This window comes from Cobetia sp. 14N.309.X.WAT.E.A4 (assembly GCF_030397495.1).
Classification (GTDB): domain Bacteria; phylum Pseudomonadota; class Gammaproteobacteria; order Pseudomonadales; family Halomonadaceae; genus Cobetia; species Cobetia marina.
The window spans coordinates 777,780-789,960 of record NZ_JAPNXT010000001.1; the positions used below are offsets into that span (position 1 = coordinate 777,780).

The following is a 12,181-nucleotide window of genomic DNA, read 5'->3' on the forward strand; positions in this document are numbered from 1 at the left end:
TCAGGGCCGGAGAGACTGGCTGTTTGTTGTCCCCCGACCCTGTGAGTGTCTTAGTGAGCTTGTTGCTGTTTTTGCGTCAAATAGCCCTGGTAGGCATCACGGACCTCAGTACGTTCGCTGACCTCGGGAATGGCGACCTCCCACCAGTGCCCGCCTTCCTGGGTTGAGGGCAATGGATCAGTGTCCAGTGCGATGACGTAGGTTGTCGCTGAGGCCCGAGCACGCTCGAGGGCGGCGTCCAGTTCGCCAATCCCTGTGACCTGTTCGGCCTGACAGCCCAGCGCACGAGCGTGTGCCGCAAAATCCACCTTGGGAGCGCCTTCCGGAACGGTGCGACAGTCCTTGAGCAGGTTGTTGAAGCCGGCGCCGCCGGTGGCATGTTGCAGGCGATTGATGCAGCCGTAGCCTCGGTTGTCGAGGACCACCACGGTCAGCTTGTGGCCGAGCATCACGGAGGTGGCAAGCTCAGAGTTGAGCATCAGGTAGCTGCCATCGCCGACCACAACCACGACGTCCCGCTCCGGGCGTGCCATCTTGACGCCCATCCCGCCGGCCAGTTCATAGCCCATGCATGAGAACCCGTACTCGACGTGATAACTGCCGGGGACACTGGCCGCCCATAGCTTGTGAAGCTCACCTGGCAAGCCGCCGGCAGCACAGACCACGGTGGTATCTTCAGTCGCTTGACGATTCACGGCCCCGAGCACCTGTGCATCGGTTGGCAGCGAGAGCCCCTGATCAGCCATCACGCTCTCGCGGACCGCTTCCCATTCCTGCTTGAGCCCGGATTGGCGTTGCACCCAGCTGTCTGGCGCGCTCCAGTCACCCAGCCCTGCCGTCAAGGCCTCAAGCCCCCGCAGGGCATCGCACTGCAGTTGCCGTGCGCCATGCTTGACGGCGTCGAAGCGACCGACATTGAGGTTGATGAGTGTCTGGCCGGCGGCTTCAAAGAGCGTGCGAGAGCCGCTGGTGAAATCCTGAAGCCGTGATCCGATGGCCATGATGACGTCGGCTTCACGTGCCAGCTGGTTGGCGCTGGCCGCGCCGGTGACACCGATTGCGCCCATGTTGCGAGCGTGGTCCCAGGGCAGGGCGCCCTTGCCTGCCTGTGTCTCGACCACTGGAATGCCGTGTTGCTGGGCAAAGGCGGCGAGGGCCTCGCACGCCTCGCTGTAATGCACGCCGCCCCCGGCAATCAGCAGTGGCCGCTTGGCTGTGCGCAGTGTGTCCAGGGCTGCCACCAGCTCTTCCTGAGCGACGGGAGCGCGACGGATGTGATGCACCCGACGGGTGAAGAAGTCTTCCGGCCATTCAAACGCAAGCGTCTGGACATCCTGTGGCAGACACAGGGTGGCAGGGCCACAATCCACGGGGTCCAGCAGCGTGGCCAGCGCCTGGGGCAGGCTGGTCAGCAATTGTTCCGGTCGCGTGATGCGGTCGAAGAAGCGTGATACGGGACGGAAGCAGTCATTGACGCTCAGGCCCGGGTCATTGAAGTGCTCGACCTGTTGGAGCACCGGGTCCGGTGCGCGGCTGGCGAAGGTATCGCCGGGCAGGAACAGCACCGGTAACCGATTGACATGAGCAAGCCCGGCAGACGTCACCATGTTGGTGGCACCAGGCCCGATGGACGAGGTACACGCCATGATGCGACGGCGATTGTTGGCCTTGGCGTAGGCAATGGCCGCATTGGCCATGCCTTGTTCGTTGTGGGCGCGATAGGTGGGAAAATCATCGCCCGCGGCGTGCAAGGCCTCGCCGAGACCCGCCACGTTGCCGTGGCCGAAGATGGCGAAGCAGCCACCGAACAAGGGGACTTCCTGTCCATGTTGTTCGATGTATTGCCGGCTCAGGTAGCGCACCAGTGCCTGGGCGACGGTCAGACGCACGGTACCCGGCGCCGCCGCCGAGTGGAAAACGGGGCTCATTGCAGGACTCCTTCTGCGAGCGATGTGGCAGGACTGACATCCGCTGCGCCGCAATGGGCATCACGCAGTTGCTGCCAATGGGTGATCAAGTCGAGATAGTTGTCAGCGGCCTGACGAATCAGGGTCGCATCGTCAATGCTGCCTGACAGCCAGGCCTGGCTGGGGGCAGTGAATAAGGTGCGCCCGACGGTGAACCCCTTGCAGATCGGGAAACGCGCTGCCTGCTCGAAACCGCGTTTGACCTCTTCGATCGGCGCATCAAGCCCCAGCAGCACGACACCATGACACCAGGCGTCGCGAGCGCTGATGATTCGGCTGACGCGTTCCCAACCTTGCGTCGTCAGAGCGGGCAGTTTCCACCAGTCCGGGCGAATGCCAAGGTTGTAGAGACGCTCCAGGCTACGTGGAACGGTGGTCTCATCACAGGCGGGTGCGTCTGCCTGACGTGGCGGGATGACTTCGATGAGCAACTCATGCCCCGACATGCAGCAGGCGTCATACAGCTGGCGCAGGCGGGCTTCCTGATCGAGGCGCAGCGTGGCCTCATCGTCCGGGTGATAGAACACGAGGCACTTCACGATGTGGTGGCGCGGCCAGCGTCGCAACTGGCTACCGATGTCATCTCCATGCTGGAAGCGCAAAGGCCGCGAGCTGGGGAGCTCGACCGGACGGCCTACCCACCAGTCCAGTGCTGCCGTGTCATTGAGCGCATCCTGTCCCAGGACATCATCACAGAGAATGGCAGGGCGCTGGATACCGGCCTGTTGCGCCGCGCTGCGGGTGGCCTCTACCAGTAGCTGCTTGAGGCGTGGCAGGCGCTCGGGGTCGCCTTCGACATCGCGTGCCATGTCCAGGAATTGACGACGGTGATCGAATGCCAGCCCCAGCACGCTCTCCCAGTGCGCTACCCGACGAGTGGTGACGCGATGCAGGTGGGTCAGATGATCATCAAGGTCCGGGCGTGGCACGGACTCGCGGCGGCTCAGGTAATCGAACAGTTCCGCTTCCGTGGGCATGGCAGGTGCACATCCATGGCGAGACACGACCAATGCGCCACATGCGTTGGCGTAATGACCGCAAGTGTCCCAGCTTTCATCGCGAAGATAGCCACGCAGGAAGCCACTCATGAAGGCATCACCAGCGCCAAGCACGTTCATGACCTCGACCTTGACGCCCTCGACCAGAATGCCGTCTTCCAGATGTCGTGGGATGTCGCCCTCGAAGATGACGCAGCCGCGTGCCCCTATCTTGCACACGAGCACGGCATCGCTGTGACGGCGAACCTCGCGCAGCGCGTCCAGCGTGTCGGTACTGTTGCCCGCGATATGAAACTCTTCTTCCGTGCCGACGATCAGGTCGAAGTCACCCAGCCAACGGGCCATGTGCTGACTGACACTCTCGTCCGCGACAAAGCGCGTCTCGCCATCCCCGATGCTGGTCAGCCCCCAGAGTACGGGGCGGTAGTCGATATCCAGCACGCGCTTCACGCCAGCCTCGCGTGCGGCATCCAGTGCCTTGCGGGCGGCACGTTGGGTGCGGGGAGTGGAAAGGTGGGTGCCGGTGATCGCCAGGGCGCGGGCTCGAGCGATGAACGCCGGGTCCACATCATCTTCATCAATGGCCATGTCGGCACAGTCGTTGCGTACGAAGAGCAGCGGGAACTGGTCCTTGTCCTTGATGCCCAGAAGCACCAGTCCGGTCAGACGTTCGGGGTCACGTTTGAGATGGCTGACATCGCAGCCGACCGAGGCGAGTTCCTCGCGCAGGAATTCGCCCATCTGTTCATTGCCGACGCGACCCAGCATCGAGGAGTTGAGTCCGAGGCGTGCCGTGCCATACGCCATGTTGCCGGAGCTGCCGCCCAGATATTTCTTGAAGCTGGTGGCGTCTTCGAGGCGCGCACCGATCTGTTCGGCATAGAGGTCGACGGCGACGCGGCCGAGGCAGATGACATCCAGGTCAGGTGAGTGAGGTGAGTGGCGCGTCATTGGCATGTCCCTTGATATAGGCCGGTGATGACCGGCATTGACAGTAATCGGTGCACGTCGAGGCGTTGGAGCAGCCTCGACGTCTCTGCTGCAGCGTGACCGGCGCGATGATGCCCTGTCAGGCCACCGTGGCGGCGTCCATCCGCTGGAATTCCGCCAGTTCCGCATCCAGGCTGGCCATTTCCTCGCCGCCGGCCATCATGTTGAGCACTTCCTCACGCGTGATGTCTTCCTTGCGCCAGCTACCCAGAGAGGTACCGCGCTTGAGCAGGGTGAACGCATCGCCGATGGGATAGGCATGATGAACGTTGTGCGTGATGAAGATGACCCCGAGCCCTCGATTTCGAGCCTGTGCGATATAGCGCAGCACCTTGGACGCCTGCTTGACCCCCAGTGCCGAGGTCGGCTCGTCAAGAATGAGCACCTTGGCACCGAAGTAGACGGCCCTTGCGATCGCCACGCACTGACGCTCACCACCGGACAGGGTACCCACCGGCTGGGACGGATCGCGGACATCGATCCCGATCTTGGCCATTTCCTCCCGCGCGACACGGTCAGCGAATGCCCAGTCGACACGTTTGAAGAGGCCAACCCCCTTGGTGGGCTCACGTCCCATGAAGAAGTTGCGGGTGATCGACATCAGGGGAATCATCGCCAGATCCTGAAAGACCGTCGCGATGCCGGCATCAAGCGCCTGACCTGGTGTCGTGAAGTTGGCAGGGGTGCCCTCGAGCAGCAGCTCACCGTGGGTCGGGGCATGTACCCCTGACAGGGTCTTGATGAGGGTGGACTTGCCGGCGCCATTGTCGCCCAGCAGGCACATGACTTCGCCTGCGTACACTTTCAGCGAAATGTCGGAGAGAGCGACCACATTGCCGAAGTGCTTGTCGACGGCCTGCATCTCGATCAATGGCGTGCGAGTGTCAGCGGCTTTCGGGGTGTTACCTCTGGCGCGGTCTGCGGCGGTCGTGGTCTGTTCCGGCGCCTGTTGCAGGTTGGCATTGGCAGTCATCACTTGGCCTCCAGGGCTTTCTTGCGCACGTAGTTGTTGAACAGCACCGCGATCAGGAGCATGGCGCCGAGAAAGACCTTGAACCAGTCAGTGTTGACCCCGGTGTAGAAGATGCCCATCTGGACCGTGCCGAAGATAAGCGCACCGAAGACGGCCCCTACGGCAGACCCATAGCCTCCGGTAAGCAGAGCGCCGCCGATGACCACGGCAATGATGGCTTCCAGTTCCTTGAGCAGTCCGCGCGTCGTGTCAGCTGACCCCGTATCCATCACCTGCAGGCAGGCAAAGATGGTGGCGGCGACAGCCGTGAAGATGAACAGCATGATCTTGACCTTCATGACCGGGACGCCGACGTTGCGAGCGGCATTTACGTCGCCGCCACACGCGAAGATCCAGTTGCCGAATCGCGTGTAGAGCAGCAGCCAGGTCGCGGCGATGGCCAGCACGATCCACCAGACGATGGAGATCGGTACACCCGTGACGCTAGGGTTGCCCGCGAAGTTGGTCGCGATCCAGCCCTGCGCCGCCATCCAGCTGAAGAGGCCGGTGAATACCTCGCCGGAGAAGAGCGGGGCCAGCCAATCGTGATCCGCCAGTTCCTGAATGCCCCCGACTTGAGTGCGGCCGGTCGTCCAGCGCGTCAGGCCAATGGCCAGGCCACGAAGAATGAACAGGAACCCCAGGGTCACGATGAAGGAGGGCAGGCCGGTGCGCATCACCAGATAGCCGTTGATCCAGCCGATCAGCACGGCGCTGGCAAAGGCGAAGGTGATGGCCAACCAGAGTGGCCAACCGTATTGCACGGCAGGGATGGCGATCAGGATGCCGGCAAAGCCGATCATGGAGCCAAGGGAAAGATCGAACTCCCCTCCGATCATCAGCAATGACGCCGCGATGGCCAGGATCCCCAGCTGAGCGGAGACCTCCAGAAAGTTGAGTATGCCTGCCAGGCTGAACATCCCGGTCCCTGAGGCCGCGGCAGAGAAGAAGGCAAATACCAGGATAGTGCCGGCAATGGCACCGAATTCGGGGCGTTTCAGTGCGGCTTTCAAGGGGTGAACGCGGCGGAGGCGCTCATCATCCGTCTCTGAAACAGCGCTCATGGCGTGATCGGTCATGATGTTCTCTCCTGGCGCCTCCTCGAGGAAGGCGCCATCTCACGGAAATGAAAGTGTTGCCAGATGGGAGAGCTCAGCGAATGCCTTGCTCTGACAGCTCGATGACCTGACCGGCATTCTCGGCGGTGACAAATCCCGGCCCTGTGGCGACATCGCCAGCCGGCATCAGACCGTGAAGGTGGTACTGATGCATGAAGACCACCGGCAGATAGCCCTGCAGGTACTGTTGCTGATCAATGGCAAAGTTCATTTCCCCGGCCTGGACGGCAGCGAGAATATCGGGAGAGAGATCGAAGGTGCCCAGCTGGAATTTCTGGGTGGCACCGGCTTCCTGCATGGCCTTGAGCATGGGTTCAGAGCTGAGGGGCCCCAGAGCCAGAATCGAGTCGATCTCGCTGTGTTGATTGAGATACGCCACCAGGGAATTCTTGATCTCGGTCGGATCGGTACTGGTCGCCAGCTCGTCTGCACTGCCGTCAAACCCCTCGATGAAGCCTGCACAGCGGGCATCCAGCCCCACGTTGCCCTGTTCCTGGTTGATGCACAGGCCGTGCTTGGCACCACTGTCCATCATGCGCTCAGCCGCAGCACGCCCAGCCTCATACTCGCTCTGTCCGATATGCAGGCGAGCACCGACGTCCTTGGATTTGTCGCCACCGGAATTGATGGTGATGACGGGAATCTTCTGGTCCACCGCATTCTTGATGCCCTTGCCCAGTGCATCGGCATCGGTCAATGAAATGATCAGGCCATCGGGCTGAGAGGCCACTGCGGCATCCAGCAATTGCGCCATCTTGGCCATGTCAAAGGTGGAGGGAGCGCGATACTCGACCTTGACCCCAAGCGCCTGGGTAGCATCATCCGCACCGCGTTTGACGATGGACCAGAAAGGGTCGGAGTTCTGTCCATGAGTGATCATGACATAGCGCTCGGAGTCCGCTGCCCACACGGCATTGGCGGCTGAGGCTGCCAGCAGAGCCGTGACGATGCCGGCGGTGATGCGACGAAAGCGGGACGTTTCGTGGCGGGGCTTTCCGGTACGGGGATGGACTGGAACTGGATGAGCGTGTGAATTGGCGTGGTTCATCGATGACTCCTGACGTCTCTGATTATTGTCGTTGTCAGTACGGGCTGCCAGATTGGCGTCTCGGCATCCCGTTTCAGTGCCTCTATGGGCGCAAGCAGGATCATTTCATTGTGTGAGGTGGTGTGCCGTCACGGTGGTGCCTGTCACTCAGCGGGCGCCCTGACACAAGGCAGGAACATGGCGTTCCGTTTTGATCCGCTTATGGAATGTAGATTCCAGAATTGGGGAATGCAACAGGAATATTCGATTTATTTTTGTATTGGAATTTTCATTCCATATGCCTACACTGCCAATCATCGCTCACTCGAGGTACGGCCGCTCCGACGCCGCATTGGCAGGTGAGCCGCGACAGGAGTTCCCATGGCTGAGATAACCCCCTTGCAGACGACTGCACGCCAATTGCAGTCATTTGAATCTCTCGAAGCGCATATCACGCAGCAGTATCCGCATCTGTCGCGCCGTCTTCAGCAAAGCGCGCGCTTTTTGCTGGATCACCCCCAGGAGGTGGCTTTCGGCACGGTGGCGGGGCTTGCCGAGAAGGCTGATGTCACTCCCTCGACGCTTATTCGATTCGCGAACGCGCTGGGGTTTTCGGGCTTTTCAGAAATGCAGAAGCTGTTTCGGGCTCGCCTGGTCGAAGCGGAGCCCAGTTATAGTGAGCGCATCAGGGTCGCCCGCGAGGTGACCGGCGAGAGTCCTGGCGCTCACGAGCTGTTGAGAAGTTTCTCGGCCGCCAATCAGCAGGCACTTGGCGAACTGCCAGGACGTATCGCGCCCAAGGATATCGAGCGAGCTCTCGATCTGCTGGAAGCCGCGGAGGCTGTTCACCTTCTGGGAGCACGGCGAAGTTTCGTCGTCTCAAGCTACCTGGCCTACTCATTGCGGCATATCGCCAAACGCGCCTTCCTGATGGATGGCATGGGGGCGATGTATCGCGAGCAGGCAGAAGCGATCTCCCGCCAGGACTGTCTGCTGGTCACCAGCTTCGCGCCCTACGCAGAAGAGGTGCAGTCTGCCGTCCATGTGGCGCGTGAGCGCGGTACCCCCACGATACTCATCACCGACTCTTCCCTGAGCCCACTGACTCACCATGCAGATGTCGTGTTGGTGGTGAACGAAGCCGAAGTGCAAGGCTTCCGAGGCCTGACGTCTACGCTATGCCTGGCCCAGGCACTGGCCATCGGACTGGGCGTTCGCCAGCAGGGCAGCGGGGAAGTGCAGGGCACCACACCGCACGACATCTCATTGCAGGAAGAGGGCGCTGCCAACCTTCGAGGCTGAAGTACGGCAAAGGCGAGCACTACAGGAGGTAGTGCTTGCCGACAATCTCTCTCAATTCGTTCGAGACGCAACAACAACAAACGCCATAGATATGGAGGACGCTTCACATGAAAATCGCTCTGCTGGGCGCCGGTCGCATCGGCCGTGTTCACGCTCGCGCCATCTCTGATCACCCCCTGGCGCAACTGGCATGTGTCAGTGATGCCTTCCCGGAGGCTGCCAATTCACTCGCTGCGGAATATGGTGTGCCGGTGATGACGGCGGAGAACATCTTCGCGTCAGCGGAGATTGATGGCGTTCTGATCGCCTCCTCCACTCCGACTCACTGTGACTTCCTTGAGCGTGCGGCCCGTGCGGGCAAGGCGGTACTTTGCGAGAAGCCGATCGATCTGGATCTTGCGCGAACGCGTCACTGTCTTGGGGTGCTGGCGGAGCACCCCGTGACCTGTGCTCTGGGGTTCAATCGTCGCCATGATCCTCAGTTCTCGGCGCTCAAGCAGGCGCTGGAAGCGGGACGAATCGGCGAACTCGAGATGATCACCATCACCAGCCGTGATCCAGAGCCGCCGCCCGCAGAATATGTGGCAGCCTCGGGAGGACTCTTCCGTGACATGAGCATTCATGATCTGGACATGGCGGTCTGGCTGCTGGGCGAGCCGGTCACGGAGGTGACGGTCAGTGGCAGCTGCCTCGTGGATCCAGCCATCGGTGAAGCGGGAGATCTGGATAGCGCACTCATCAATCTGAAGAGTGCTTCCGGCAAGTTGGTCTCCATCAGCAACTCGCGTCGTGCCTGTTACGGCTATGACCAGCGGATCGAGGTCTTTGGCAGCCAGGGCATGCTGGAGGCGCGCAACGAGACGGATACGCGCCTGCGCTTCACCGGCGTGGAAGGTGTGGTGGAAGAGCGTCCACAGTGGTTCTTCCTCGAGCGTTACGCGCAGGCCTATGTGCGTGAAGTGGGAGATTTCGTCACTGCCTGGCAAGAAGGTCGTGTCCCGCTGGCCGGCGCGCAGGATGGACTCGCCGCGCTTGAACTGGCCGAAGCGGCGTTGATTTCCTATCGCGAAGGGCGCCGGGTACTGCTCAGTGAGATTCGTTGAGCCCACTTCTCCCTGCTGCTGAAAAGGACAAGAACATGACACTTCTCGTGAGACCGCATGCCCCTGGTGAAGATGGAACGCTACTGGAAGTCACTCCGGAATCTGCAGGCTGGACACACGTAGGCTTTCGCGTACATCGCCTGAAACAAGGTGAGCGTTTCGAGCGCCACACCGAGAGTCGCGAACAGTGCCTCGTGCTGCTCTCGGGACGCGCAACCGTGCGTACCGGTGACCAGACGTTCGAGAACATCGGTGAACGCATGAGCGTGTTTGAGCACCTGCCGCCGTACTCGGTGTATCTTCCGGACGGGATAGCCTATTCAGTGGAAGCACTGACGGAGCTGGAGATAGCCGTCTGCAGTGCTCCGGGGCATGGCAATCATGCCGCTCGCCTGATTCGCCCCGAGCAGGTGGCCTGTTCGACACGTGGCGAGGGGACCAACACACGTCACGTGCAGGACATTCTTCCCCAGACGGAGCCCGCCGATAGTCTGTTGGTGGTGGAGGTCTATACGCCCCCTGGCAACTGGTCCAGCTACCCTCCGCACAAGCACTGTGCCGACAATCTGCCGGAAGAGTCTTTCCTGGAGGAGACGTACTACCACAAGCTCAATCCGTCACAAGGGTTTGCGTTCCAGCGCGTCTATACCGATGACCGATCCCTGGATGAAACCATGGCGGTGGAAGATGGCTGCTGTGTGATGGTACCGGAGGGGTATCATCCCGCCGCCGCTCCACACGGCTATGAGCTTTATTATCTCAATGTCATGGCTGGCCCCAAGCGGGTCTGGAAATTCAAGAATGACCCCGCGCATGAGTGGATCGTCGACATGAAATGATGCCCGAGCCGCATGATGAGAGCTGCCTCACTGTCGACACTCTCATGAAAACGCCCTGCACAATGTGCAGGGCGTTTTCGTTGTGACGCATCAATCGCAGTCTACTGCGAGGTTGCCGACGATTTGCGTGTGCTCTCCCAGCGTTGGTGGGCCTCCGGGGAGTAACTGCGGGAAGGCGTGTGCTCGAGACCGATCTTGGCGGTACCGATCGACACCAGACGCAGCAGGGACGCCGTGGCGGCAATCACGATGAACAGCGCCGGCACACCGCCGAGGTTGGAGAGCATCTTGATGCCGTCAATGCCCACGAAGGCCGTCATGATCTAGGCGACGGCGCCGATGGTGCAGCCCCAGATGATCTTCATGAGCAGGCGATCATGGGTATTTTCATCGCTGTCACCGGCCATGGCGGCCTGGCTGTCGGTGCTGCACAGCTGGCTGATCGCTTCGGTGTTGGAGTCGGCCGCCGTCACGAAGGACAGGAAGGCGATGATCAGGAACACCGCGCTGGCCAGAGTGCTCATCGGCAGTTCGTCAAACAGGGCATAGATGACGGAGCCCGCACCGGACTCATTCAGCAGTTGGTAAAGCGCACCGCCACTTTGCATGTCGAACTAGATAGTGGAGCTTGCGAAGACACTCACGTAGGTAATCGAGAACAGAGCCGGTGCGACCAGGTTGATCAGCATGAATGTCGCACAGTATAGCCACGGGAAATCTTGCCCAGGAACAGGGCGGAAATTGGTGCCCATGCCATCCAGTTGGCCCAGTAGAAGATGCTCCAGCTCTTCGGCTACGGATCACCATCAAAGGTCTGCCATTCGTGAGATAACACCATGGGCTGGGCGCTATCACTCAGACTGCCCCGTTGGCCGGGCGCTATGACGCAGGCTGCCCCGATGTTTTGGGCAGAGGGCAGAGGGCAGAGGGAAGAGGGAAGAGGGAAGATAGAGAGAGCAGACCACGCGACTGACCGGAAATGATGGCAAGTCTTGTACTGATTTCTGGTGTCGAGTCCGTCATGACATATCCTCCTTTCTCGCCAGTCATGCCGCGCCTCACGTAGTCGTTAACGAGCTTTCAGCGTAAGTGTTCACTCTGTTGAGTCATTAACTAAATCAGTGCATTCCTATATGCTGTGCAGCCTGATTGAGAGCCATGGACGGTCTTGTACAACAGGGCATCGTCTACGATAACTGCCAGGGATGCAGAACATGTCAGATTCATGGGTACTCGACGCCTTGCTGTCGTCGTTTGATGTCTCATTGAGCCAGAACGAGCGCCTGCTCACGCTTGAGATGAGTGGCGCGGACTTCATCCCTCATCGCCTGGTGGGGGAAGAGCGCATGTCGCGTCCCTTCGCCTATACCCTCGACTGCATCTCCCAGAATGGTGATATCGAACTCAAGACCCTGATGGCGCAGCCGGCGGCGCTCTCGGTGCGTCAGGCCGATGGCAGCTACTGCAAGCTCTCTGGGCTGGTCGAGTCGGCCGCACTGCTCGGTGAGGATGGCGGCGTCTTCTATTACCAGCTGACGCTGGTGCCGTGGATGGCGATGCTCAAGCTCGGGCGTGACAGCCGAATCTTCCAGGACCTCACCGCCGTCGAAGTCATCGAATCGGTGTTCTCGAACCACGCCATCGCGCAAGGCGAAGCCCAGGGCGGCTGGCGACTGGACCTGCGCCGCGAGTACCCGGCGCGCAGCTACTGCGTCCAATATCGCGAGAGCGACTTTCATTTCGTCAATCGCCTGATGGAGCAGGAAGGGTTGTTCTACTACTTCGAACACGCCTCTGACGACAGCGACTTCAATGGCCACCGCCT

At 60.7% G+C, this 12,181-nt stretch carries 12 protein-coding genes; 4 read left to right on the forward strand and 8 right to left on the reverse strand.

What is annotated here, in order from left to right; genetic code table 11:
• Window positions 1-50: 50 nt before the first annotated feature.
• The 5 genes from iolD to OW493_RS03285 form a co-directional block, all read right to left on the reverse strand.
• Complete coding sequence (iolD, locus tag OW493_RS03265; protein ID WP_289863225.1) at window positions 51-1,928, reverse strand: 3D-(3,5/4)-trihydroxycyclohexane-1,2-dione acylhydrolase (decyclizing); 1,878 nt, start codon at window positions 1,926-1,928, stop codon at window positions 51-53.
• Entirely contained in the window at window positions 1,925-3,916 is a 1,992-nt protein-coding gene (gene iolC, locus OW493_RS03270; protein ID WP_176493107.1) for a 5-dehydro-2-deoxygluconokinase, read from the reverse strand. The genes iolD and iolC overlap by 4 nt, the downstream gene beginning before the upstream one ends.
• A gap of 118 nt (window positions 3,917-4,034) precedes the next feature.
• Entirely contained in the window at window positions 4,035-4,817 is a 783-nt protein-coding gene (locus tag OW493_RS03275) for an ATP-binding cassette domain-containing protein (protein WP_084209753.1), read from the reverse strand.
• A 110-nt stretch (window positions 4,818-4,927) separates the two neighbouring features.
• On the reverse strand, window positions 4,928-6,046 hold the full coding sequence (locus OW493_RS03280) for an ABC transporter permease (RefSeq protein ID WP_289863226.1): 1,119 nt from the start codon (window positions 6,044-6,046) through the stop codon (window positions 4,928-4,930).
• A 73-nt stretch (window positions 6,047-6,119) separates the two neighbouring features.
• Window positions 6,120-7,133, reverse strand: coding sequence for a sugar ABC transporter substrate-binding protein (locus OW493_RS03285; RefSeq protein ID WP_289863227.1), 1,014 nt, complete (start codon window positions 7,131-7,133; stop codon window positions 6,120-6,122).
• A 360-nt stretch (window positions 7,134-7,493) separates the two neighbouring features.
• On the opposite strand from OW493_RS03285, the gene OW493_RS03290 reads away from it, so the two are divergent.
• From OW493_RS03290 to iolB, 3 genes are all read left to right on the forward strand, one after another.
• Window positions 7,494-8,414, forward strand: coding sequence for a MurR/RpiR family transcriptional regulator (locus OW493_RS03290; protein ID WP_216061566.1), 921 nt, complete (start codon window positions 7,494-7,496; stop codon window positions 8,412-8,414).
• A gap of 107 nt (window positions 8,415-8,521) precedes the next feature.
• Window positions 8,522-9,517, forward strand: a complete 996-nt coding sequence (iolG, locus tag OW493_RS03295) for an inositol 2-dehydrogenase (protein ID WP_289863228.1) — start codon at window positions 8,522-8,524, stop codon at window positions 9,515-9,517.
• 35 nt (window positions 9,518-9,552) lie between these two features.
• Complete coding sequence (iolB, locus tag OW493_RS03300; protein WP_084208911.1) at window positions 9,553-10,356, forward strand: 5-deoxy-glucuronate isomerase; 804 nt, start codon at window positions 9,553-9,555, stop codon at window positions 10,354-10,356.
• Window positions 10,357-10,457: 101 nt separating this feature from the next.
• On the opposite strand, the gene OW493_RS03305 is transcribed toward iolB, so the two are convergent.
• The 3 genes from OW493_RS03305 to OW493_RS17205 form a co-directional block, all read right to left on the reverse strand.
• On the reverse strand, window positions 10,458-10,676 hold the full coding sequence (locus OW493_RS03305) for a hypothetical protein (RefSeq protein ID WP_289863229.1): 219 nt from the start codon (window positions 10,674-10,676) through the stop codon (window positions 10,458-10,460).
• A gap of 3 nt (window positions 10,677-10,679) precedes the next feature.
• Window positions 10,680-10,964, reverse strand: coding sequence for a BCCT family transporter (locus OW493_RS03310; RefSeq protein WP_289863230.1), 285 nt, complete (start codon window positions 10,962-10,964; stop codon window positions 10,680-10,682).
• A 74-nt stretch (window positions 10,965-11,038) separates the two neighbouring features.
• The gene (locus OW493_RS17205; RefSeq protein WP_354670123.1) at window positions 11,039-11,113 is read right to left on the reverse strand and encodes a hypothetical protein; all 75 of its coding nucleotides are present in this window, start codon (window positions 11,111-11,113) and stop codon (window positions 11,039-11,041) included.
• A gap of 457 nt (window positions 11,114-11,570) precedes the next feature.
• Here OW493_RS17205 and vgrG point away from each other — a divergent pair.
• Window positions 11,571-12,181 (forward strand): type VI secretion system tip protein VgrG (gene vgrG / locus OW493_RS03315; protein ID WP_289863231.1); only part of this gene is annotated, 611 nt, incomplete at its 3' end.

What these genes read in the sequence shown, in the direction of transcription:
- OW493_RS03275 (WP_084209753.1), bottom strand. Translation starts at nt 4,817, where the DNA reads ATGCAGGCCGTCGACAAGCACTTCGGCAATGTGGTCGCTCTCTCCGAC.
- iolC (WP_176493107.1), bottom strand. Translation starts at nt 3,916, where the DNA reads ATGACGCGCCACTCACCTCACTCACCTGACCTGGATGTCATCTGCCTC.
- iolD (WP_289863225.1), bottom strand. Translation starts at nt 1,928, where the DNA reads ATGAGCCCCGTTTTCCACTCGGCGGCGGCGCCGGGTACCGTGCGTCTG.
- OW493_RS03290 (WP_216061566.1), top strand. Translation starts at nt 7,494, where the DNA reads ATGGCTGAGATAACCCCCTTGCAGACGACTGCACGCCAATTGCAGTCA.
- OW493_RS03310 (WP_289863230.1), bottom strand. Translation starts at nt 10,964, where the DNA reads ATGCAAAGTGGCGGTGCGCTTTACCAACTGCTGAATGAGTCCGGTGCG.
- OW493_RS03280 (WP_289863226.1), bottom strand. Translation starts at nt 6,046, where the DNA reads ATGACCGATCACGCCATGAGCGCTGTTTCAGAGACGGATGATGAGCGC.
- OW493_RS03285 (WP_289863227.1), bottom strand. Translation starts at nt 7,133, where the DNA reads ATGAACCACGCCAATTCACACGCTCATCCAGTTCCAGTCCATCCCCGT.
- OW493_RS03305 (WP_289863229.1), bottom strand. Translation starts at nt 10,676, where the DNA reads ATGACGGCCTTCGTGGGCATTGACGGCATCAAGATGCTCTCCAACCTC.
- iolB (WP_084208911.1), top strand. Translation starts at nt 9,553, where the DNA reads ATGACACTTCTCGTGAGACCGCATGCCCCTGGTGAAGATGGAACGCTA.
- iolG (WP_289863228.1), top strand. Translation starts at nt 8,522, where the DNA reads ATGAAAATCGCTCTGCTGGGCGCCGGTCGCATCGGCCGTGTTCACGCT.